Raw genomic sequence first — 22,806 nt, forward strand, 5'->3', positions numbered from 1 at the left:
GCTGCGGCGGCTCGTCCACCGCGGCGACCACCTCGCCTGGACGGCCGAACTGGACCTGGGCCGCCGCTTCCACCCCCTCGGCGTCGTCGACGACGTGTGGGACCTGCGCCTGGTCCTGGACGTCGCCGGGACCCGGGTGCCCACCCGCCTCACCGTGGACCGCCCCTGCCTCGACACCGCCCCGCTGCCGGTACGGCCGCTGCTGCCGGGCGGCGCGGACCGGGCAGCAGCGGAGGTCTCCGCCAGGGGGCACCTCGCCCTGCACGTCACGGCGTCCACCGCCGCCCGGCGCCGCCTGCGCGCGGCCCTGGCCGCGGCCGCGTCCAGCCGGATCGGCCGCCGCGGCCGCGCCCTGCTCTCCGCCGCCCGCCGGGCGCCCCGCACCCTCGCCTCGGAGCGGAACAAGCGGCGGCTCTACCACACCGTGCTGTGCCGGCTGCCGAAACGCCGGGGACTCGTCGTGTTCGAGAGCCACCTGGGGCGCAGCTACGCCGACAGCCCGCGCGCGGTCTACGAGGAGCTGCGCCGCCGCGGCGCCCCCGTCCGGGCCGTGTGGTCCTACGACCGCAGCCCCGACGGCTTCCCCCGCGACGCGGTGCTGGTGCGCCGCTGGAGCCTGCGCTACCTGCTGGCGCTGGCCCGCGCCGAGTACTGGATCGACAACCAGGGCTTCCCCTCCGGACTGCGCAAACCGGCGCACACCACCTACATCCAGACCTGGCACGGCAGCGCGCTCAAACGGATGGGGTTCGACGAGGTCGCGGTGAAGCTGCGCAGCCGGGAGGCCCGGGCCCGGCTCCAGGCGGACCTCGACCGGTTCGACGCGTTCTGCGTGCGCTCCCGGCACGACATGGACACCCTCGTCCGGGCGTTCCGCCTCGACCCGTCGGTGGCGCTGCCCGTGGGGTATCCGCGCAACGACGCCCTGGTGCAGCAGCGGAGGCGGGAGGAGCGGACCGGCCGCCGCGAGCACCCGGTGATCGCCACGGCACCGCACCTGCCCGACGGCAGGGGCGTGCTGCTGTACGCTCCGACCTTCCGCGGCCGCCCCCGGCGGCGCCGGACGCCGGTCCGGCCGCTGTTCGACCTGGCGGCCTTCGCCCGCGAGTTCGGCGACCGCTACGTGCTGCTGGTGCGCGCGCACTACCTGGAGCGCATGGTGCTGCCGCCGTCGGCGGCCGGCACGGTGATCGACGTCTCCGCCGAGCACGACGCCACCCCGCTGCTCGCGGCGGCCGACGGACTCGTCACCGACTACTCCTCGGTGATGTTCGACTACGCGCTGCTGGACCGCCCGATGGTCTTCTACGTGCCCGACCTCGACGACTACGCCCGCACCCGGGGCACCTACCTCGACCTGGCGGAGACGGCCCCCGGCCCGCTGGCCCGCACCGAGGAGGAGCTGTTCGCCGCGCTCCGGGAGCTGAAGGCCGTCGAGGCCGACTACGCCGAGGCCCGCCGCGCCTTCGCCGCGCGCTTCGCCGCCCACGACACCGGGACGGCCGCGCGCGCCGTCGCCGACCGCATCCTGGCACCGGGGAGCCGCGGATGAGCGGCGGACGCGACCTCGTCCTCGTCGCCAACAGCGTCGACGAACTGGGCGGGGTGACGAGCTGGACGCACCGGATGGCGCGCCTGTTCACCGAACGCGGCCACCGGGTCCGCGTGGTGGGCATCGCCCCCGCCCGGACGGCCCAGGAGATCGGGGCGACGCCCTACCCGGTCACCACGCTCTACGCCAGGCGGCCGCCCCCCGCCTGGCGTCCCCGCCGCCTGCGGGACCGGTTCGACGTGGCCGCGCGGCTGCGGCAGGCCCGGTGGGAGGCGGAGCGGCGCGAGCGCGCGCACGCGCTGTCGGGGCTGCTGCGCAGCGCCGCGCCCGGCGGGGTCGTCATCGTCACCCAGGTGTGGGCGATGGAGTGGGTGGCCCTGGCCGACACCGCCGGGCTGCACGTCGTCGGAATGACCCACGAGTCGTTCGAGGAGTCCCGCCGCACCTCCAGGTTCGCCCGGGTCCGGCGGTACTTCCGCGACGTCGACCGGCTGCTCGCCCTCACCCGCGAGGACGCCGACCGGTGGATCAACCAAGGGCTCAACAACCTCGACGTCATGCCCAACCCGCTGCCGTGGCTGCCCGCGCAGACCTCGCCGCGCACCGCGAGGACGGTGGTCAGCATCGGCAGGCTCGACGAGCAGAAGCGCGTCGACCTGCTGCTGGAGGCGTGGGCCGCGGTGGCGCCCCGCTTCCCCGACTGGACGCTGCGCGTCTACGGCACCGGCGCCGAGGAGCAGGAGCTGCGCGCCTACTGCCGCGGAGCAGGGCTGGACTCCTCGGTGGAGTGGCGGGGGACCACCTCCGACGTGCCCGGCGCGCTGCGGGACGCCTCAGTCCTCGTCCAGTCCTCGCGGGGGGAGGGCTTCCCGCTGGTGCTGCTGGAGGCGATGGCCTGCGCGGTGCCGTGCGTGGCCTTCGACTGCGCGCCGGGGGTGCGCGAGATCGTCACCGACGGCGAGGACGGGCTGCTGGCCCCGCCCGGCGACACCTGGGCGCTGGCGGAGCGGCTCGCCCGGGTCATGGCCGACCGGGAACTCCGCGACAGGCTGGGGGAGCAGGCCCGGCGCTCCGTGCTCCGCTACTCCCCCGAGCGGATCGTGCGCCGCTGGGAGGAGCTGTTCGCGTTCCTGGACCGCTAGCGCCGGACACGGCGCCGCGGCCGCCCGCGCACGGCGGACGGCCGCGGCCGTCGGGAGGTCAGGCGGCGTTGCAGCGCTCGCCGTTGAGGGTGAACTCGGTCGGGTGGGGGTTGGAGCCGCTCCAGGAGCCGTTGAAGCCGACCTCGACGGTCGCCCCGGGCGCCAGGGAGCTGTTCCAGGACATCGGGGTGACGGTGACGTCGGCCCCGCTCTGGTTCCACGTGGCGTTCCAGCCGTGGGTGATCTGCTGTCCCGCCGGGAAGGAGAAGGCGAGCCGCCACGAGGAGAGCGTGGAGGTCCCGGTGTTGGTGATCCGGACCGTTCCGGTGAAGCCGCCGGTCCAGTCGTTGGTGCGGTACTCCACCACGCACGAGGAGCTGCTGCCGCTGTCGGCCAGGGTGGTGAAGGAGACGGTGGCCGGACCGGAGCGGTTGCCGTCGTTGTCCCGGGCCTCCACCCGGTAGGTGTAGGCGGTGGCCGCACTCAGGCCGGTCAACCGGTAGCTGGTCTGCGTGGTCGAGCCGACCAGGACCGCCTGGCCGCCGTCCACCCGGTAGACGTCGTACCCGGCCAGTCCGCTGCCGCTGTGGTCGGTGGAGGGGTTCCACGTCAGGACCGCGCCGGTGGCGCTGATGTCCGTGGCGGTCAGGCCGGTCGGGACGCTCGGCGCGTCGGCGGCGTTGGCGGTGCGGAAGGTGACGGAGCGGCTCTGCTCGGAGACGTTGCCCGCGTTGTCCCGGGCCACGACGTAGGCGGTGTAGGTGGTCGCGGGCTCCAGGCCGGTCAACTGGTAGCTGGTCTGCGTGGTCGAGCCGACCAGGACCGCCTGGCCGCCGTCGACCAGGTAGACGTCGTACCCGGCCAGTCCGCTGCCGCCGGAGTCGGTGGACGCCGGCCAGGTCAGCACGGCGCTGGTGGAGGTGGTGTCCTGCACGGTTGGGAAGCCGGGGGCGGTCGGCGGGGTCCGGTCCTCGACGGGCTCGCCCGGGTCCTCGCCGCCCTCCGGGGCGTTGCCCCACACGGGTTCGCCCGCGTCGTAGAGGACGATGTTGGGGGCGGGGGCGAGCTCGGTGCCGATCCCCTGGAAGGACCAGTCGTTGGAGGGGTCCCAGCCCGGTCCGCCGGCGATGCGGAACTGCACCTCGCGGCGGTGCTGGGACTGGCCGCCGGGGAAGATCTTCTCGCCGGTGCAGTCGATCTCCACGTAGTACAGGTCGCCGGAGACGTGGTGGGCGCCGTCGGGGGTCGAGCACTGGTTGTAGGCGGAGGTGACCACGATGTCGTCGGGGCCGACCCCCTCGTCGAGGGTGAACCAGTACCGGAAGGTGCCCTTGTCCAGCATCCGGGCGGGCCAGGCCGACCGGTTGCGGACCATCGCCTTGATCTCGGTGAACGTGGTGCCCGGGGTGTTGATCTGGGCCTCGACGAACATCTCGGGGCCGTCGGGCTCCTCCTCCGGCGGGAAGTTCGCCAGCGGGGTGCCGCCGTACTCGGCGACCAGCATGGCCAGGGCGCTGGAGAACCCGGCGTTGTAGTCGGTGGCGACCTCGTTGGCGATGTAGTCCTGCCGGCTGTCGGTGTAGGCGTCGTTGGCGGAGCCGGGGCCGCCCACCAGGGCTCCGTAGAGCACGTGCCGGTTGTCGGCGGGGGAGGTGATGCTGTCGGTCCAGGAGCCGTGCGCGGTGCGGTGGTGGGGGTTGCGCGGCGGGTTGTTGCCGAAACCCACCACGTAGCTGGAGTTGCGCGGGTTGTCGCCCAGCGCGTAGTTGATCTGGCGGACGCCGAAGTCGTGGTAGCGCTGGCTGCGCACCGGGTCGTCGTCGACCGTCCTGGCGTGCACCAGCGCGGCGAAGGCGGTGTTGGCGGCGTAGCGCAGCGAGCCCCAGGTGTCGAGCACGGCCTGCCCGCCGGGGGAGTAGGGCACCCGCTGGCCGTTCACGCCGACCGTCCAGTAGTCGAGCCACCGGTTGGCGTCGTCGATGTACTTCTGCTTGCCGGTCTCCTGGGCCAGCAGCACGTAGGCGCCGTAGGACTTGTCGTCCCAGGCGATCGTCCAGCGGTAGCTGCGGATGTCGGTCTGCTGCTCGGTGGACAGGAAGTCGTACTCGTACTCGGCCTTGGCCAGGTAGGAGGCGTCCCCGGTGGCCCGGTACAGCCAGTAGGCGCCCCAGACCAGCTCGTCCTGGTAGCCGGACCAGGAGTTGTAGAAGGAGCCGACGGGCACGCAGTCGGAGTACTTGCCGCGGTAGGTGTCGGCGAAGTTGTAGAGCTGCCTGGCGTGCGTCACCAGGGTGGCGGCGTAGGCCGGGTCGTCGTCGGCGAAGACGATGGAGGAGGCGGCCATCGCCGCGGCGGTCTCGGCAGCCACCTCGCTGCCCGGGCAGGAGGGGTCGACCTTGAAGCTGGGGCGCTCCATCGGCATGACCTCGGCCGGACCCCACCACTTGTGGTCGGCGTCGCCGTCGCCGACCTGGACGTAGAGCACGTTGGGGGAGGGGTGGGCCTTGATGAAGTAGTCGTTGACCCAGCGCAGGTTGTCCTTGAGGTAGGGCATCTGGCCGGAGCGCGTGTACCCCTCGGGGCTCTCGATCGCGCCCCAGGCGAGCATGGTGGCGGTGAAGGCCATGGGAAGGCCGAACTTGACGTGGTCGCCCGCGTCGTACCAGCCGCCGGTCAGGTCCAGTCCGACGTCCGCGCCGTCGGTGAGCCCGGAGTCGCCGCGCCAGGAGACCCGGTTGTCCTCGGGGAGCTTCCCGGAGCGCTGGGCCTCGTAGAAGAACATGGACTTCTGTAGCGCCTCGGCGTAGTTGAAGGCCGGTGCGGCGTGCGCGGTTCCGGTGGCCGGCAGGACGGTCAGCGAGCCCGCGAACAGGGCCACGGCGGCGCCCAGCGCGGTGGAGAGGCGGCGCACCGGTCCGCGACGGGGGGATCGGGGCGGGGGGTCGGTGACGGGCATGGGGTCTCCAGACAGGGGGATTTCGAGTCTGTTACTTGGGAGCGCTCCCATTTCTGGGCCGGTTTCCGGCAGGTGACGTCTCAAGAATGGTGCGACGGGGTGACCCCGTGCGTCAATGGGTCAACACAAAGTAGCCGAACCCGCTCTGAAGTGGTCGGACCAGCGGCCCGCCGCCCCGCGGACCGTGCCCGGGGAGGCCGCTGGGAAACCGGCGCGCGGTGTCCGCCGACGGCGGACCGCGCACTACTGTGGAGGCAAGAGCGCGTGGGGCTCCGGAGGCCCGGGAGACTCCGGGGACCCGCCACCGCCCAGCCGGTTCCGAGGAGAGGGACAGTGGACGCCACCGACAGCACGCGGCGGACGGGCAACCGCAGCGGCTCCCGGCGCGGCAACCGTGCCCGGAACGCCGATACCGTTGTTGTGCACGGGGCGGCGGTACGCGACGCGCACGACCGCCGCCCGGGGCGGCCGGACTTCTCCGGACCGGAGTGGACCGCCTCCACCCACGCCGTCCGGTGCGGCGTGATCGACCGATGACTGCAGAAAGCGAAGACACCATGACTGACATCGAGCGGGACGTCCGCGAGGTTGCTGAGCGCGCTCGGGATGCCGCCGCAGACCTCGCCCCGCTCAGCCGGGACGCCAAGGACGAAGCGCTCAACGCCATCGCCGACGCCCTCGTCGCGCGGGCCGAGGAGATCGTCGCGGCCAACGCCGAGGACGTCGCCCGCGCCCGGGAGAACGGCATCAGCGAGGCCATGATTGACCGCCTCACCCTCACCCCCGACCGCATCACCGCGATCGCGGGCGCGGTCCGCGAGGTCGTCGAACTCCCCGACCCGGTGGGCGAGGTCGTCCGCGGCAAGACCCTGCCCAACGGCCTGGAACTGCGCCAGATCCGGGTCCCGCTCGGTGTCGTCGGCATCATCTACGAGGGCCGCCCCAACGTCACCGTCGACGCCGCCGTGCTCTGCCTCAAGAGCGGCAACGCCGCCCTGCTGCGCGGCTCCTCCTCGGCGTACTCCTCCAATACGGTGCTCATCGACGTGATCCGGGGGGCGCTGGCCGGGACCCGGGTGCCGGTGGACGCCGTGCAGATGGTGCCCGGGATGAGCCGCGAGTCGGTCAAGCACCTGATGCGGGCGCGCGGCCTGGTGGACGTGCTGATCCCGCGCGGCGGCGCCTCGCTCATCCAGACCGTGGTGAACGAGTCCACCGTCCCCGTCATCGAGACCGGCACCGGCAACTGCCACGTGTACGTGGACGAGGCGGCCGACCTCGACCGGGCCCTGGACATCGTGCTCAACAGCAAGATCCAGCGGTGCTCGGTGTGCAACGCGGCCGAGACCCTGCTGGTCCACGCGGGGATCGCGGACGCCTTCCTGCCGAAGGCGCTGGCGGCGCTGCACGAGGCAGGGGTCACCGTGCACGGCGACGAGCGGGTCCGCGCCTACAGCGACGACGTCGTCCCCGCCACCGAGGAGGACTGGACCACCGAGTACCTCTCCCTCGACCTGGCCGCCCGCGTCGTCGACTCCCTCGACGAGGCCGTGGCGCACATCCGCGCCTACTCCTCGGCGCACACCGAGGCCATCGTCACCGACTCCCAGTCGGCGGCCCGCCGCTTCGTCTCCCTGGTGGACTCCGCGGCCGTCATGGTCAACGCCTCCACCCGGTTCACCGACGGCGGCGAGTTCGGCTTCGGCGCCGAGATCGGCATCTCCACCCAGAAGCTGCACGCCCGCGGTCCCATGGGCCTGCCGGAGATGACGTCCACCAAGTACGTCGTCACCGGCGAGGGGCACGTCCGCTGACCCGGACGGGAGCGCGGCGGCCCGGCCCCGCAGGGCGGGTACCCGCCGCGCTCCGCGCCGCGCTGGCAGGAAGCGCGCTCCTGGCCGCCGCGTGCACGCCCGCCGCGGGAGGCGGTGCGGCCCCCGCCGCGGCTCCCCCGCCGGTCGGCGCGCGGTTCGACTACCAACTGGGCGGCGCCTACGACCCCGGCGAGGGGGTCGCCGTGGTCGTCCGCGACAGCACCGCGCAACCCGCCCGGGGGCGCTACTCGGTCTGCTACGTCAACGGCTTCCAGACCCAGCCGCAGGAACGCGACCGCTGGCTCCGCGACCACCCCGACCTGCTGCTGCGGGACGGCAGCGGAGAGGTGCTGGTCGACCCGGCCTGGCCCGACGAGATGCTGCTGGACACCTCCACCCCGCAGCGGCGCACCCGCGTCGTCGAGGCCGTCGCCGGGACCGTCGAGGAGTGCGCGGCCAAGGGGTTCGACGCGGTCGAGTTCGACAACCTCGACTCCTACACCCGCTCCGGGGGCGCGCTCACCGCGGAGGACAACGCCGAGACCGCTCGGCGGTACGTGGACCTCGCCCACGGGCTCGGGCTGGCCGCCGCCCAGAAGAACACCGCGGAGCTGGCGGAGGTCGGCCGCACCGAGATCGGTTTCGACTTCGCGATCGTGGAGGAGTGCGCCCGCTACGCCGAGTGCGCGCAGTACACGCGCGTCTACGGCGACCGCGTCCTGGACGTCGAGTACGCCGACGGGCCCGCCCCCTCCTTCGAGGAGGTCTGCGCCGATGCGGACACCCCGGCCTCGACCGTCCTGCGCGACCGGGAACTGCTGCCCGCCGACGCCGCGGGACACGTCCGCGACCACTGCTGAACCGCGCCGGACCGCGGAGGCGGGGCGTCCACCGCCCACCACGGAGGGTCTTGCGCCCCTCACGGAAACCGGGACAGGATCAGGGGGACCAAACGCAGACCCCGAGGAGCCCCCCATGGCCGAACCGATCTCCCTCCCCGCCGTTCCCGCGCCGCTGACCTGGTGGAACACGCCGGTGAGCCACGCGGTGGAACCCCCCGACCGGCTCACCATCGGCGCCGGTCCGGCCACCGACGTGTTCGGCGACCCGGGAGGGACGGCCCGGACCGCCAACGCGCCCGCCCTGCTGGCCGAACTCGCCGGGGACTTCACCCTCGCCGCGCGGGTCGAGCTCGACTTCCGCACCACCTACGACGCCGGGGTGCTGTTCCTCCACGTCGACGGGGACAACCACGCCAAGCTGTGCCTGGAGCTGTCGCCGCAGGGACGGCCGACGATCGTGTCGGTGGTGACCCGCGGCGGGGTCTCCGACGACTGCAACTCCTTCACCGTCGACAGCGGCGCCCGGCTGCGGATCACCCGCATCGGCGGAGCCTACGCCTTCCACGCCGACACCGGGGACGGCTTCTGGCACCTGGTCCGCTACTTCGCGCTGCCCAGCCCCGCACGGGTCGGCTTCCTCGCCCAGTCGCCCCTGGGCGAGGGGCAGACCGTGCGGTTCACGGAGATCGCCCACACCACCGCCCCGCCCGAGGACCTGCGCGGCGGGCAGTGAACCCGAACGGGGCGGAGAGGCGCCGGGACGGGGCTAGCGGCGGAGCCCCACCGCGCGCGCCACGCGGCCCGCGCGACGGCGCAGGGCGCGGTAGACGCGGCCCGCCCGACGGCGCAGGGCGCGGTAGACGCGGCGCGCGAAGGTGCGCAGCCGGGGCGGCCGCTGCACCGTCACGGACCAGCGGACCAGGCCCCGGGAGAGGTGGATGGGCAGCGGGACGGGGTGGTCCGCGGAGCCCACGGCGACCTGCCAGCGGCCCCGCCTGGGGACCGAGGGGATCTCGGCGGTCAGCACCGCGCGGGGCCGGGCGGCGTCGGTCGGCTGCACGCTCCCGGTGCTCTCCACGCTCGTCCCCTCGCTGACCAGCCGCAGCGACAGGCTGTTCTCCTCGCCGCCGGTGTACAGGGAGAGCGGGACGCGCAGCCGCAGGCTGTCGCTCTCCCGCACCAGGGCGGGCCGCTCGTTCCGGGGGACGAGCGAGGCCAGTTCCTTCCAGGAGGGGTCGACCGTGAGGACCAGGTGCTCCTTGCGGTTGTAGGTGGTGGTCGCCAGGACCGACGTCTCCTCGTCCAGGTGCACGAGCGCGGGAACGCAGCCCGCCTCCGCCTCGGGGGAGCGGTTCGGGCCGGGAATCTGGTCGCAACTGATACCGCAGTACTCCACCCGGGAGACGAACCACCAACTGCCCAGCAGCGGCGAGCCCAGGTTGGCGCGGGTCAGGTCGAGCTTGACGGTCCCGGTCAGCCGTATGGTGAACCGGTCCTGCCCCGTCGGCTCCTCGGTGGAGGTGAACGAGGTCGGCACCGTCACGTCCGCGCCGATCTCCTTGCAGCGCGCGAACGTCTGTAGCTTGATCTTCCGGAGCGGGGCGCTGATCTCCGCAGCGGCCCGCACCCGGGAGTCGGCGAGCGCCTCGGAGGGCAGGTCCCAGTAGACCGAGTCACCCGACCGCACGAACTCCAGCGGCTGCTTGGTGCTCTTGCGCACCAGGGCGCTCTCGATGTCCACGTACAGCGTCGTGCCGTCCCACCGGTAGCCGTTCACCGTGACCCGGTGGGTCAGGTCGAGTTCGAACTCGGTGATCTGGCGGATGAGCGCGAAGTTCCCGCTCCGCAGCGCTGCGGCGCGCAGCCGGGCGAAGGGGTTGAGCTTGGCGTCCAGCCGCTCGGGGACGCGGCGCTCCGCCAGCGAGTAGGCCTCGCTGTGCAGGGTGTCGACGGCCTCCGGCGGGAGATTCAGGTACTTGGCGCCCTGGAACTGGCCCAGCACCTTCCCCCGGTACCACTGCGCGATCAGGGCGTCCTGGAACTCGCCGGGCTCGGTCTCGGCCTCGATGATGTCGAAGATCCGCTCGACGCTGCCGAGGTAGTCCTTGAAGTCGGGGGTGGCGAAGGAGATGTTGCCGAAGTTCTTGTGCCGCACCCAGTAGTAGCAGGTGTAGTCGTGCACCACCGAGATCGAGCGGGCGCGCAGGTAGGCGGGGAGCATGAACATGTGGTCCTCGAGACGGACCTTCCCCTCGGGGAAGCGCAGCCCGTTGGCCCGCACGAACTCGGTGCGGAAGAGCTTGTGCACCGTGAGCGTGCTGAGGAGCACGCGGTGGGTGCGGAGGGTGGCGCCGGAGAGGGGCTTCTGGAAGAGCTCCCGGGGCGCCTTGCGGCCGATGCCCGCCATCCGGCCGATGACGATGTCGGCGGAGTCCTCGCGGGCCTTGGCGACCAGGCGCTCCAGGGCTTCGGCGCCGAGGTGGTCGTCGTCGTCCACGAAGAAGAGGAACTCGCCGCGGGCGCGGTCCATGCCGATGTTGCGGGGGCGGCCCGGCCAGCCGGAGTTCTCGATGTGCACCACCGAGAAGTTCTCCTCGTCGGCCAGCTCGGCGTCGAGCAGCGCGCCGGTCTCGTCGGTGGAGCCGTCATCGACGTAGATGACCTCGAAACGGGAGCGCGGCAGGGTCTGGGCGCGCAGCGACTCCAGGCCCTCCAGCACTCCGCGTCCGGTGTTGTGGACCGGAATGATGACGGTCACGTCCATGGGCATTGATCCCTCGATGGGTGTGGTCCGGCGGAATCCGTCGCTGCGAACACGGTGTCGCCGACGGAGATCGGACGGACCGGTCCCCGCGCCGCGTTCGGGCCGCCGCGATCGTCGCCGGGTTCGTGGTTGATCCGGACTACGGCGAGACCGGTCGCGCGGACGCGCGCGGACCGGCTCGTGTGGGCTGCACTGGGGACTGCTGGGAGGCCGGAGAGGGGATGCCCCGAGCGTCTGTCCCCGAAACGGATGGCGGGGTGGTTCAGAACTCTAATGGGAGTACCGAGTAGTTTGTGCCTTAAATACCCATCAATGTGGAGATTCTCACACAGAAAGGAGGGGTGATATTATTTGAATTTTATTTAACTGATTCTTAGAGTTCTATTTTTTGGGCAAAATGGGCAGCCGGACGGCGGAGGACCGCTGCCCGCCCGTCGGACAGCCCTGGACGGGGCGGCGCCTCAGCCCGAGCGGCGGGCCGACGAGCCGTTCCGCCACCGCTCGGCCACCGTGTCGAAGATCTTGCCGCCGGTGCTCGCCGCGGTTCCCACGACGTCGCGCAGCGTGCCCACCAGGGGGTCGGAGGTGCGCTCCCACGCCTCGCGGTAGGACTGGGCGGCCCTGCGGGCCTCCTCGCCGATCCGGGCGTCGGTGTCGGTGTCGCGGCGCGGGTAGTCCCCGTCGAGGATGCGCCGGTAGTCGCCGTCGCTGATCCAGCGGTCCAGCTCGGCGAGCCGGATCACCGCGAACGGATGGGTGTGCCCCTGGGTGATGAGGAGCTTGAGGAAGCCGTCGCGCACGTCCTCGGCCGCGTCGTACTCCCGGGCCTGCTCCAGGAACGCGTCGACGTTCATCTCGGCCAGGCGCGAGCCCCCGGCCATCTTCATCAGCGCCCGCTTGGCGGCCTCCGGGTTCTGCGAGGCCAGCAGCCCGGCGCGGTCGCAGGAGAGCTCGGACTTGCGGTACCACTCCTCCAGCGCGGCGACGATCGCGCGCAGGCCGACGTAGCCCAGCGGGATCCACGCGACCCGCGCGGCCAGCCGGATCAGCGCCAGCAGCATCGTGCGGTACACGGCGTGCCCGGACAGGATGTGGCCCACCTCGTGGCCCACGACGAACCGCTGCTCCTCGGCGTCGAGCAGGTCGAACAGCCCGGTGGTCATGACGATGAAGGGGCGGCTGCTGCCGATCGCCATGGCGTTGGGCTGCGGGTTCATCTGGATGTACAGCTCGGGCACCCGGTCGAGGTCCAGGACGTAGGCGGCGTCGCGCACGTAGTCGTGGACGTCGGGGAACTGGCGCTCGTTCACCCGCACGGCGCCGGCGAGGAACATCAGCCGCAGCGCCCGCTCGTTGAACAGGCCGGACAGGCGCTTGAAGACCTCGTCGAAGCCCCGCAGCGACCGCAACGCGACCAGTGCACCGCGATCCGCCGGGTGCTCGTAGGCTCGGGAGGAGATGCTGCGGAGTCGGATGCGGGCACGGTCCGGAGTAGTCGACATGTCTGCATGCTATGTGCGGCCATCCCGCAAATCCACGCCTTGTGCGTGAGCCGGTGCGACGCGCCCTTCGGAAGGGCCGCACGCGGCGGCCGGATCCGCGCCGACTACTCTCGAAACCGGAAGGACCCGCCCCGACCGCGGGGCCGAGCCGAGACGAGAGCCTGGACCGTGCCCGAGGAGAAGAGCACCACGTGGGGAAGGGTGCTGCGGCGCCCCTCCTCGCCGCGCCGTATCGGCATCATGGGCGGCACCTTCGATCCCATCCACCACGGACACCTGGTGGCCGGCAGCGAGGTCGCCCACCTGTTCAACCTCGACGAAGTCATCTTCGTCCCCGCCGGGCACCCCTGGCAGAAGCAGCGGAAGGGGGCCCGGGTCACCCCGGCCGAGCACCGCTACCTGATGACCGTGATCGCCACCGCGGAGAACCCCCAGTTCCGGGTGAGCCGGATCGAGATCGACCGGGAAGGCCCCACCTACACCATCGACACCCTGCGTCAGATGCGCCGGCAGTACGGCCCTGACGTGGAGTTGTTCTTCATCACCGGAGCGGACGCGCTGGGCGCTATTCTGAGCTGGCACAACGCGGATGAACTCTTCGAACTTGCGCATTTCGTAGGCTGTAACCGACCGGGGCACCAGCTCGCCGACCCCGGTCTGCCCGAGGGCAAGGTCTCCCTGGTGGAGATCCCGGCCCTGGCCATCTCCTCGACCGAGTGTCGGGAGCGTGTCCGCAAGGGCGAGCCCATCTGGTACCTGGTGCCCGATGGCATTGTCCGCTACATCAACAAGACCGGGCTCTACCTCGATGATCAGGAGGCGGGGTAGCGGCCCACGAGAGGCAGCTAGCACCTGTGACCGCTACGGACCGGACTGTTGAACTCGTCAACATCGCTGCCGCTGCCGCGGCCGACAAACTGGCCCGGGACATCGTCGCCTACGATGTCAGCGACCAGCTCGTGATCACCGACGCCTTCCTGCTGTGCTCCGCGCCCAACGACCGCCAGGTCAGGGCGATCGTCGACGAGGTCGAGGAGCGGCTGCTGCGCCAGGCCGGCGCCAAGCCGGTGCGCCGCGAGGGCGAACGCGACGGTCGCTGGGTCCTGCTGGACTACGTCGACCTCGTCGTGCACATCCAGCACGAGGAGGAGCGCAGCTACTACGGTTTGGAACGGCTGTGGAAGGACTGCCCGGAGATCGCGCTTCCGGAGGGCGCCCGGGGAGTCGAGCACGTGGCAGACGGCACCTGACCGTCCCCGGTTTGCCGCCCTTTCCCCGGACAGGAGTGACCCTGTGACCGAGACCCGCCGTGTGATCTGCTGGCGTCACGGACAGACCGACTGGAACGTCGAGAACCGCTTCCAGGGGCAGCTCGACATCCCCCTGAACACGACGGGCGTCGCCCAGGCCGAACGGGCAGCCCGACTGCTGGCCCAACTGCGACCCGATGCGATCATCGCCTCCGACCTGCAACGGGCCTCCGACACCGCGCACGCCCTGGCCCGGCTCACCGGGCTGACGGTGACCCACGACCCGGCCCTGCGCGAACGCTTCGGCGGCCCGTGGGAGGGCCTGTCCCACGCCGAGATCGCGGCGGGCTGGCCCGAACAGTTGAAGACTATGGACATCCCCGGCGGCGAGGACATGCCCACCGTCGGGGCGCGGGTGGCCGAGGCCATCGCCCGCGGTCTGGAGAAGGTGCCCGAAGGAGGCACGCTCGTCGTCGCCAGCCACGGGGCGGCCCTGCGTGCGGGCATCCACACCATGCTCGGCCTGCCCCCGGAGCACCTGGAGGCCCTGGGCTCGCTGAGCAACTGCTGCTGGTCGGTGCTCGGCCCCCGACGCCTCGGCGGCTGGCGGCTGCTGGAACACAACGCCGGCAGCCTCCCCGAGGACCGGGTGCTGGGCGACGACCGCTGAACCGTTTCGACTAACGCGTCGTTTTCCGCTATCGTTCTGGGAGTCGGCGGGCAGCGCCCGCAGGCTCCACACGGGGCTATGGCGCAGTTGGTAGCGCGCTTCCATGGCATGGAAGAGGTCTGGGGTTCGAATCCCCATAGCTCCACCGGAAAGAAACCGCCCCGCCAGCAGGCGGGGCGGTTCTGTGTTCACGGCCTGTTGCTGCCCGCGGGGACCGGAAGGCGCCGGGAGGCCCGCAGACCGGTGCCGATCCGGGACGGCCGCACGGCGCCGCCTCTGGTCGGGAACCGGCGCACACCCCGGACGGCACGGCGGTCGGCCCTCCCCCTCCGACGACCGGTGCGCTGCGGTGGGAACCGCGGCGGCCCCGCCGGGGGAGCCGACGGCGTCAGAAAGCGTTTTCATGGGTTTGCGGTGGAGATCGGTGCACCGGACGGCGGCCCCCTGACGCCCCGGCCGGGGCGGGATGTACGGAGCACCCCCCAAGATCCGGTAGAGTTGTTCCTGCCGCAAGGGGCTATGGCGCAGTTGGTAGCGCGCTTCCATGGCATGGAAGAGGTCTGGGGTTCGAATCCCCATAGCTCCACGCCGGGGCCCGCAGGGCGAGGACCTCTCCTCACCTGCGGGCCCGTTCCTTTTCCGGGGTGCGCCCGCCGTGCCGCCTGGAGCCGCGGAGCACTCCGGTCCCCGCGCCGCGGCGTCGGTCCGGAAGCGGACTGGGCTGCGGGCAGGACCCGCGGACGGTGCGCAGATCCTGCCCGACCCCTCCGCCCGTCCCCGGCTGCGGTGTCCGGATGCGACGGGGGCACGAGGTGCGGCCGGGCGCCCCGCCCCGGATGCGCGTCCGGGGCGGACCCCTGGAGTGGAAATCGCTTTCCCAGGGGCCTCGGTGCTTGTCCTCTGCTTCCCCGGCCCGAACGGCACCCCGCGGGTCGCGGATCCCGGAACCTGTGCCCACTGGCCGCCGGACGACGGCGACACCGGAACGGCCCGCCGGAGCGGGAACGTGACCGGACCCCTGCCAGGGGCAGCCCTGGAGGGCCGACCGCCGGGGCCGCCTCCGCGTCCGGCAGGCCGACGGCCTCCCCGGCCCCCGCTGTGGACAACCGGCGGTGCCGAACGCGGGAGACCGGTACTGTCGGGTGCGTGTCTGATCTTCCCGACGTCGAAACCCTTCTCGACGCCGCCGTGCGCGCGCTCAACGGCACCCGGCGCGACGGCCAGGTGGCGATGGCCCGGGCGGTGGCCGAGGCGGTCGAGTCCGGCGAACACCTCGTCGTGCAGGCCGGCACCGGGACCGGAAAGTCCCTCGGCTACCTGGTCCCGGCGCTGCGCCACGCCGTCGCCGAGAACGCCACGGTCGTGGTCTCCACCGCCACGATCGCCCTGCAGAACCAGCTCATCGGACGCGACCTGCCCCGCCTGACCGAGGCCCTGGAGCCGCTGCTGGGCCGCAGGCCCTCCTTCGCCATCCTCAAGGGGCGGCGCAACTACCTGTGCCGGCACCGGCTGGAGGGGGCCGCGGCAGACCCCGACGAGGCCGAGCTGTTCGACCCGCACGTGCTGTCCTCGCTCGGCCGCCAGGTGCGCCGCCTGCACGAGTGGGCCGAGGAGACCCTCACCGGCGACCGCGACGACCTGGTCCCGGGAGTCAGCGACCTGGCCTGGCGGCAGGTGTCCGTGGGCGCGAACGAGTGCATGGGGGCGCAGATGTGCCCCTTCGGCGACGACTGCTTCGCCGAACTCGCGCGCGCCGAGACCGTCGGGGCCGACGTGGTCGTCACCAACCACGCCCTGCTGGCCATCGACGCGGTCCAGGGCTACCGTCTGCTGCCCGAGCACGACCTGCTGCTCGTCGACGAGGCCCACGAACTCGTCGACCGGGTCACCTCGGTGGCCACCGGGGTCCTCAGCGTCCGGGCCGTCAGCGTCGCGGCGCGGCGGGCCGCCCGGCTCTGCGACGTCGACCTCACCGAGCGGCTTGCCGAGACCGCCGACGGGCTGGCGCTGATGGTCGACGACACCCCGCCCGGCCGGCTCGACCACCTCCCCGACGCGCTGGCCACCGCCGTCGCCGCGGTCCGGGACGCCGCGCACGCCTGCCTCTCCGCCCTGGCCGAGCGCCCCAAGGACGACGACGCTGGTGCGCGCAGGCTCGCGCTGGCCGCGCTGGAGGAGGTGCACCGCACCGCCGAGCGGATCCTCGCCTGCGCACAGCAGCCCCTCCGCGAACGGCAGGACGTGGTCTGGCTCGCCCGGGGAGCCCGGCAGACCCCCGGGCTGCGCGTCGCCCCGCTCGCCGTCAACCGGGTGCTGCGCCAGGCGCTGTTCACCGACCGCACCACCATGCTCACCTCCGCCACCCTGGCGCTCGGCGGCTCCTTCGACCTCATGGCGCAGCAGTGGGGGCTCGACCTTCCCGCCGGGACGGACGCCGACGCGCCCCCGGAGGGGACCGGGGCGCCCGCCGAGCAGGCGGCGGAGGAGGGAGAACGGCCGCGCTGGCGCGCCCTCGACGTGGGGTCGCCGTTCGACCACGCGCGCAGCGGGATCCTGTACGTCGCCAAGCACCTGCCCCCGCCCGGACGCGACGGCCTGCACCCCGCCTACCTCGACGAGCTCGCCGAACTCATCGACGCCGCCGGAGGGCGCACCCTCGGCCTGTTCTCCTCCACCCGCGCGGCCGTCCAGGCCGCCGAGGAGCTGCGAGAGCGGCTGGACCACCCGATCCTGTGCCAGGGAGACGACGCCACCGGACAACTGGTCAAGGAGTTCGCCGAGAACGAGGCCGCCTGCCTGTTCGGCACGCTCTCGCTGTGGCAGGGGGTCGACGTCCCGGGGCCGTCGCTGCAACTGGTCGTCGTCGACCGCATCCCCTTCCCGCGTCCCGACGACCCGCTGGCCTCGGCCCGCCAGCGCGCGATCGGCGCGGAGGGCGGGAACGGGTTCCTCGCGGTCGCGGCCACCCACGCGGCGCTGCTGCTGGCCCAGGGGGCCGGGCGGCTGCTGCGCTCCGTGCACGACAGGGGGGTGGTGGCGGTGCTCGACCCGCGGCTGGCCACCGCCCGCTACGGCGCGTTCCTGCGGGCCTCGCTGCCGCCGTACTGGGGGACCACCGATCCGGAGGTGGTCCGCGCGGCCCTGCGCCGACTGGACCGGGCGGCGTCGCAGGCGGCCTGAGGCCGCGCCGCGGTCAGCGCGACGAGCGGAAGCCGAACAGCCGGACCGCGTAGTCCGGGCCGTCGTCGGAGGAGTGGACGTACCAGCGGTCGCCGTGCTCGCCGGTGGTCAGCTCGTACCACGCCAGGTCGATGAGCTTGAGCCGGGCCACGACCGAGGAGTGGGGGTCCAGCACGACGGAGTACAGCCGGTCGCTCAGGCGCTGGGTGAGCATGCCGACGGGCTGGCCGTCCCAGATCGCGGGAACGGGGGCGTGGGCGACCTCCACACCGCACCGGCGCAACTGCTCGACCTCCTCGTCCAGCGCCTCGGCGGCCAGCGCGTCGTCCAGCCGCAGCGCGTCCTCCAGCTCGTCGCGGTCCTCGTCGTTGCGCATGTAGGCGTGGTAGGTCCGCCGACCGCAGGAGCGGCACAGCCGCCACACCACGCACCGGGCCGTGCCGTAGGCGGACTGGGCCTCACCGATGCCCCGGTGCGCGCTGACCCGGCGGATCGCTCCGCAGTCGCAGCACAGGGCGGTCAACTCCTGTTTCATCCTCACGATCCCCCCTCCCACGAGTGAGTATGCGTCGCGCCTTCACCACGGGGGAACCGATTTCACCGGGGGTTTTCTCCAAACTGTCCTCACCGGTGCCCAAAGATTCCCTCTCGTCCCCAATGTCGGGTTGTTGGGCTTGCACCACGGTGCCGCGGAGAGTAGATTGCCGCCCCTCCGCGCGCCGCCCGGCAGCGGTCACTCCGGTTCGTCCCGGTCCGCGCCGGAGGCGGAGGAGCCGCCCTCCGGGCCCGGCGCCCCGGCGGCCGGGGCCGGAGCGGGCCGCACTTCCTCCGCGGGCTCCGTGCCGCCCAGCAGCGGGTGCTCGGCCACCTCGTAGCGCTTGATGTAGAGGCCGAGGAAGGTCTGTAGGCTCGCCCCGGCGGGCAGGGCCAGCAGCGCTCCGGGAGCGCCCAGGATCGCAGCACCCGCGAGCACCGACCCGAACGCCACGGCCGGATGCATGTCCAGGGTCCTGGCGGTGATCCGCGGTTGCAGGAGGTAGTTCTCGAACTGCTGGTAGACGGTGACGAACAGCAGCACCCACACCGCCGGCCACAGCCCGTCGAGCAGGGCCACCAGCACCGGGAGCGCCCCGCCGATGTAGGTGCCGACCGTCGGGATGAACTGCGACAGCACCCCGATCCACAGGGCCAGCGCGAACGCGAACGGGATGTCCAGCGCCACCAGCAGCACGTAGTGGGCGAAGGCGCAGATGAGCGCGAGCAGCGCCCGGGAGTAGATGTAGCCGCCGGTCTTCTCGATGGCGATCTCCCAGGCGCGCAGCACCTCCCGCTGCGTGTGCGGGGGCAGCACCGAGCAGATCGTGCGCCGGAACCGGGGGCCGTCGGCGCACAGGTAGAAGGTGAACAGTGTGACCGTCAGCCCGTCGAACAGCAGCGCCAGCACCGTGGAGCCGGCCCCCACCACGTTGCCCGCGAGCTGCGAGAGGTAGTCCTCCGCCAGCCCGCTGACGCTCGTCAGCTCGCTCAGCAGCGTCGTGGGGGAGAAGTCGGTCCGGAAGGTGCTGTTGGCCCAGGCCAGCAGCGACCGGATCATCCGGGGCAGCTCCGTGACGAACGCGGCGACCTGGCCGACCAGCATCGACCCCAGCACCGTCAGGAACAGCCCCAGCAGCCCGGCGGCCACCAGCATCACCGTGCCGGTGGCCAGCCCGCGCGGCCAGCGGTGCCGGTGCAGCCAGTTCACCGCGGGCTCCAGCGCCAGCGCCAGGAACAGCGAGATCAGCAGCAGGAGCAGCAGCCCCTGCAACTGCACGAACAGCCACCACGCGAGGGCGGCGAGCGTCACCACCCACGCCGCCATCAGCAGCGCGCGCAGCAGCCACGACGGCATCGGTACCTCGGAACGAGGGGCCGTCCCGGGGGGACCGGGCCGTACGGGTCCGGGCTCGGAGGCACTCATCGGGTGACGCCATCCTCCGTTTCACAGAGTGGGGGAGGCTAGTCCTCGAGGGACAGCCGACGCTTGTTGCGGGCGGTCCACTCCCGCATGCGCTTGGGATAACCGACGATGTTCACGTCGTAGGCGGGAAGAGCGAGCCGGTGCGCGACTCTGCGGATCACCTCGGGCGAACCGACGCGGCGGCGGATCCACTCCCCGTCGTGGGCCACCGCCACGGCCGTGGTCCCGGTGGCGAAGGTCTCGGGCTCGACGTAGAACTCCACTCCCGTGCGGCTCTTCGCGAACTCGATCAGCGCCTTGACGTCGGAATCCTCAGCCAGGCGGTCGTACCGCGCCTTCCTGCCCCGGCGCTGCGCCTTGCGCAGTCCGAAGCGGTCCAGCCAACCCATACCGTACTTCTCCCGTCGGTGTCTGCGACAACTTTCCCCGAACTCCCCCCACGTTCCAGTGCTGTCGACTCTACAAGGACACTGTCAAGCCCCTCCGTGTCCACCGGGATCCACGGTGGCCGCGCTGCTACTTTCGGTGACGACGGGGAGGGAGTACCGCATGACACTGTGGGTATGGGCGGAGGAGACCGCTGACAAGGCGCGGGCGGACGGGCACGGCAGGCTGGCCGCCGCTCTGGTACGGCTGCCGGAGCTGGCCGTACTGGGCGACGCCGACCGTATCGCCGCCGAACTGCCCGAGGCGCTGCGCGCCGCCGCAGAACCCGGACCGCCTCCCTGGGTCGCGCCCTACCTGCGGCACTGGCACCTCACCGCCCGGGTCGTCCACCGGCAGGAGGGGACGAGCGCGCTGCCCGAGGCCGTCGAGCTGGCCCGCGCCGCGCACGCCTCCCCTGGCCACTGCCCGCCGGGCGCCTGCCCCTCGGTGACCGCGGCCGCCTGCTACGCCAACGTCGACGGCCCCGGCCACACCGTGGAACGCGAGCTGCTGCTCACCGTGGCGTCGGAGCACGTCCGCCCCGGCACCCCCGCGCACCCGCCGCTGGTCGCGGCCTTCGCCGACCTGCTCGTGGACCTGGGCCGCCCCCGCGAGGCCCTCGACCACCTGGACGCCCAGGACCAGCGGGTGCGCTCCGCACCGGAGTGCCTCCTGGCGCGGGTGCGCGTGCTGCGCCGCCTGGACCGCGACGAGGAGGCGCTGGCCGTACTGGACCGGCTGGACGCCGAGGCCACCGTCCTGTGCGGCCCCGAGACGGCCCGGGAGGAGATGCGCACCCGGGTCCGCTTCGAGCAGGCCAGGCTGCTCGCCTGGCTGGCCCGTGCCGGGCGCCGCCCCGTGGACGCCGCCGCGGCGGCCCTGCCGCCGCCCGAGCAGGCCCAGGCCCGCCCGTCCCTGCGGCCGCTGTGGGCGGAGGCGGTCGAGGACCTCGACGCGGTGGGGGCGGCGGGCAACGACTGGCGGCTCGGCGTCCGGCTCACCGGCTGGGTCCGCCACCTGGAGCGGACCGGAGCGCACCGCCCCCGGGCGGAACTGGCGCTGCGCGCGGCCCGGCTGGCACTGCGCCGCGGCGCCCGCTGGATCGCGCTCGGCATGGTGGCGCAGGCCCAGGCGGCAGCGGCGCACCTGCGCGACGACGACGAACTGGCGGCCGACCTGGCCGAGGTCCGCGGCGGCGTCCGCGCCCTCGGCGTCCCGGTCCCCCCGGTCCCCGCGCCGCGGCTGGGCTCCTGGCTGTGGACCGAGCAGGGAAGGGAGCTCGACCCGGAGCGGCGGGCGGACCTGGTCCTGGCCGCGCTGGAGGAGTCCCCGCACGACACGGTGCTCCTCGACGACCTGGGCCGACTGGGGCGGCAGCTCGACTTCGCCCGCAGCGCGGCCCGGGAGCAGTGGGCCAGGGTGCGCGTCCGGCCCGCCGACCGCGACGCGGCCCTGGGACTGCTGGAGTCGCTGCTGCACTCCGGGGACGCCGAGGGCGTGCGGGAGCTGGTCCGCCTCCTGGCCGACACGGCGGCGGACGCCTGAGCGTCAGACGCCGTTGACCACCACGGTGCGCCCGTCCGGGTCGCGCACGGTCCGCGACTGCGCCCCCGCGACGGAGAGCCCCAGGCGGAGCCGACCGGTCGGCGGGCGGTCCCCGGCCGGGTAGAACTCGATGACGGCGCCGTCGGCGAGGACCGCCGCGTAGTGCTCGGGGCCGTCGCCGTGCTTCTCCGCGACCAGGTCCAGCCCCAGCTCCGAGTAGAAGTCGCGGCACTCCGCCAGGCGGTCGGTGTAGACCACCAGCAGGTTCAGCGCGGTCATGCCGCCACACCCTCCGCCAGCAGCGCACCGGCCCGGTAGGACAGCGCCGCCTCCGGAAGCTGCGCGGGCCGGCCGCTGGCGTACACCCGCAGCACTCCGGTCCGGGGCGCGTCGGGACGGGGAGCCTCCCCCAGCCGCCGCAGGGCCTGCGCGGCGACCGCGTCGGCGGCGGTGAACAGCGTCACCTGCTCGCCCAGCGCCGCCGTGACGGCCTCGCTCACCAGGTCGTAGTGGGTGCAGCCGAGCACGACCGCCGACACGTCGGAGGGGGTGCGCGCGGCGGCACGGCCCACGGCCTCCTCCACCGCGTCCCGGTCGGCGCGCTCCACCGCGTCGGCCAGCCCTGGGCAGGCCACCGGGGTCACCGCGACCCCGCGCGCGAACCGGTCGATGAGGTCGCGCTGGTAGGGACTGCCGGTGGTGGCCGGGGTCGCCCAGATCGCGAACGGCGCGCCCCGGTCCGCGGCGGGTTTGACCGCCGGGACGGTGCCGACCACGGGAATACGCGGCTCCAGTTCGTCGCGCAGCGGCTGGAGCGCGTGCACCGACGCGGTGTTGCACGCCACCACGACCGCGTCGGGGCCCTCGTCGAGCACCGCCCGCGCTCCCGCCAGCGCCCGCGCGACGATCTCCGGCACGCTGCGCGGCCCCCACGGCATGTGGTCGGGGTCCATGGAGAGGATCAGGTCCGCGTCCGGGCGGAGCCTCCGCAGCGCGGCTGCGGTGGAGAGCAGACCGATCCCCGAGTCGACTAATGCGATGCGCACGCCAGCCGATGATATGCGCAAAATCGGGAAACGCCGTGCAATGTCCCTGATGCCGCCGTGGCGCGGGGCTAGGGTTGCCCCCAGACCGGCGCCACGGACGCCGCGGGGCGGGCCGGAGCCCGGACCGCACGGTTTCCCGCGGGCAGGCGGGTGAGAA

18 protein-coding genes and 2 tRNA genes are annotated in these 22,806 nt (G+C 72.9%); 12 read left to right on the forward strand and 8 right to left on the reverse strand.

The features are described 5' to 3' along the window. Both AC529_RS14900 and AC529_RS14905 read left to right on the forward strand, forming a co-directional pair. The coding region (locus AC529_RS14900) for a CDP-glycerol glycerophosphotransferase family protein (protein WP_198156443.1) at nucleotides 1-1,552 on the forward strand (1,552 nt) is incomplete at its 5' end. Continuing rightward, nucleotides 1,549-2,694: a glycosyltransferase gene (locus AC529_RS14905; RefSeq protein WP_068757759.1), complete on the forward strand. Its 1,146-nt coding sequence runs from the start codon at nucleotides 1,549-1,551 to the stop codon at nucleotides 2,692-2,694. The genes AC529_RS14900 and AC529_RS14905, both read left to right, overlap by 4 nt. Before the next feature lie 58 nt (nucleotides 2,695-2,752). On the opposite strand, the gene AC529_RS14910 is transcribed toward AC529_RS14905, so the two are convergent. Next, nucleotides 2,753-5,650 carry a glycoside hydrolase family 9 protein gene (locus AC529_RS14910; protein ID WP_068757761.1) on the reverse strand — a complete coding sequence of 966 codons (2,898 nt, stop codon included), beginning with the start codon at nucleotides 5,648-5,650 and terminating at the stop codon, nucleotides 2,753-2,755. Nucleotides 5,651-6,207: 557 nt separating this feature from the next. Between AC529_RS14910 and AC529_RS14920 the strand changes: the two genes are divergently transcribed. From AC529_RS14920 to AC529_RS14930, 3 genes are all read left to right on the forward strand, one after another. Beyond that, nucleotides 6,208-7,464: a glutamate-5-semialdehyde dehydrogenase gene (locus tag AC529_RS14920; RefSeq protein WP_068757765.1), complete on the forward strand. Its 1,257-nt coding sequence runs from the start codon at nucleotides 6,208-6,210 to the stop codon at nucleotides 7,462-7,464. Nucleotides 7,465-7,544: 80 nt separating this feature from the next. Continuing rightward, complete coding sequence (locus AC529_RS14925; RefSeq protein ID WP_269745551.1) at nucleotides 7,545-8,324, forward strand: endo alpha-1,4 polygalactosaminidase; 780 nt, start codon at nucleotides 7,545-7,547, stop codon at nucleotides 8,322-8,324. A 115-nt stretch (nucleotides 8,325-8,439) separates the two neighbouring features. After that, on the forward strand, nucleotides 8,440-9,039 hold the full coding sequence (locus AC529_RS14930; protein ID WP_068757767.1) for a DUF1349 domain-containing protein: 600 nt from the start codon (nucleotides 8,440-8,442) through the stop codon (nucleotides 9,037-9,039). 33 nt (nucleotides 9,040-9,072) lie between these two features. On the opposite strand, the gene AC529_RS14935 is transcribed toward AC529_RS14930, so the two are convergent. Together AC529_RS14935 and AC529_RS14940 are read right to left on the reverse strand one after the other, a co-directional pair. Further along, on the reverse strand, nucleotides 9,073-11,070 hold the full coding sequence (locus AC529_RS14935) for a glycosyltransferase family 2 protein (RefSeq protein WP_232306760.1): 1,998 nt from the start codon (nucleotides 11,068-11,070) through the stop codon (nucleotides 9,073-9,075). Nucleotides 11,071-11,531: 461 nt separating this feature from the next. After that, nucleotides 11,532-12,572: a M48 family metallopeptidase gene (locus AC529_RS14940; RefSeq protein WP_068757774.1), complete on the reverse strand. Its 1,041-nt coding sequence runs from the start codon at nucleotides 12,570-12,572 to the stop codon at nucleotides 11,532-11,534. Between the two features lie 168 nt (nucleotides 12,573-12,740). Here AC529_RS14940 and nadD point away from each other — a divergent pair, with 168 nt between their 5' ends. The 6 genes from nadD (at nucleotide 12,741) to AC529_RS14970 (ending at nucleotide 17,672) form a co-directional block, all read left to right on the forward strand. Next, nucleotides 12,741-13,400, forward strand: coding sequence for a nicotinate-nucleotide adenylyltransferase (nadD, locus tag AC529_RS14945; RefSeq protein ID WP_068757776.1), 660 nt, complete (start codon nucleotides 12,741-12,743; stop codon nucleotides 13,398-13,400). Between the two features lie 26 nt (nucleotides 13,401-13,426). Next, nucleotides 13,427-13,822: a ribosome silencing factor gene (gene rsfS / locus AC529_RS14950; protein WP_068757777.1), complete on the forward strand. Its 396-nt coding sequence runs from the start codon at nucleotides 13,427-13,429 to the stop codon at nucleotides 13,820-13,822. Between the two features lie 43 nt (nucleotides 13,823-13,865). Next, nucleotides 13,866-14,492, forward strand: coding sequence for a histidine phosphatase family protein (locus AC529_RS14955; RefSeq protein ID WP_068757779.1), 627 nt, complete (start codon nucleotides 13,866-13,868; stop codon nucleotides 14,490-14,492). A 72-nt stretch (nucleotides 14,493-14,564) separates the two neighbouring features. Then, nucleotides 14,565-14,637: transfer RNA gene (locus AC529_RS14960), tRNA-Ala, on the forward strand. Nucleotides 14,638-15,005: 368 nt separating this feature from the next. Continuing rightward, a tRNA-Ala gene (locus AC529_RS14965) sits at nucleotides 15,006-15,078 on the forward strand. Nucleotides 15,079-15,638: 560 nt separating this feature from the next. After that, nucleotides 15,639-17,672, forward strand: coding sequence for an ATP-dependent DNA helicase (locus tag AC529_RS14970; RefSeq protein WP_068757782.1), 2,034 nt, complete (start codon nucleotides 15,639-15,641; stop codon nucleotides 17,670-17,672). Between the two features lie 13 nt (nucleotides 17,673-17,685). Here AC529_RS14970 and AC529_RS14975 read toward each other — a convergent pair whose 3' ends face one another. From AC529_RS14975 to AC529_RS14985, 3 genes are all read right to left on the reverse strand, one after another. After that, nucleotides 17,686-18,207 carry a DUF6315 family protein gene (locus tag AC529_RS14975; RefSeq protein ID WP_068757788.1) on the reverse strand — a complete coding sequence of 174 codons (522 nt, stop codon included), beginning with the start codon at nucleotides 18,205-18,207 and terminating at the stop codon, nucleotides 17,686-17,688. Nucleotides 18,208-18,405: 198 nt separating this feature from the next. Next, complete coding sequence (locus AC529_RS14980) at nucleotides 18,406-19,563, reverse strand: AI-2E family transporter (RefSeq protein ID WP_068757790.1); 1,158 nt, start codon at nucleotides 19,561-19,563, stop codon at nucleotides 18,406-18,408. Nucleotides 19,564-19,670: 107 nt separating this feature from the next. After that, nucleotides 19,671-20,021, reverse strand: a complete 351-nt coding sequence (locus AC529_RS14985) for a hypothetical protein (RefSeq protein ID WP_068757792.1) — start codon at nucleotides 20,019-20,021, stop codon at nucleotides 19,671-19,673. Between the two features lie 160 nt (nucleotides 20,022-20,181). On the opposite strand from AC529_RS14985, the gene AC529_RS14990 reads away from it, so the two are divergent. Next, a complete protein-coding gene (locus AC529_RS14990; RefSeq protein WP_068757794.1) occupies nucleotides 20,182-21,603 on the forward strand; it encodes a hypothetical protein in 1,422 nt (473 codons plus the stop codon). A gap of 3 nt (nucleotides 21,604-21,606) precedes the next feature. On the opposite strand, the gene AC529_RS14995 is transcribed toward AC529_RS14990, so the two are convergent. Then, nucleotides 21,607-21,882: a VOC family protein gene (locus AC529_RS14995; protein WP_068757795.1), complete on the reverse strand. Its 276-nt coding sequence runs from the start codon at nucleotides 21,880-21,882 to the stop codon at nucleotides 21,607-21,609. After that, nucleotides 21,879-22,649, reverse strand: coding sequence for a glutamate racemase (locus AC529_RS15000; RefSeq protein ID WP_068757797.1), 771 nt, complete (start codon nucleotides 22,647-22,649; stop codon nucleotides 21,879-21,881). Before AC529_RS15000 ends, AC529_RS14995 begins: the two co-directional genes overlap by 4 nt. Nucleotides 22,650-22,806: the final 157 nt, after the last annotated feature.

This window comes from Thermobifida cellulosilytica TB100 (genome assembly GCF_001517975.1).
GTDB classification, from domain to species: Bacteria; Actinomycetota; Actinomycetes; order Streptosporangiales; family Streptosporangiaceae; genus Thermobifida; species Thermobifida cellulosilytica.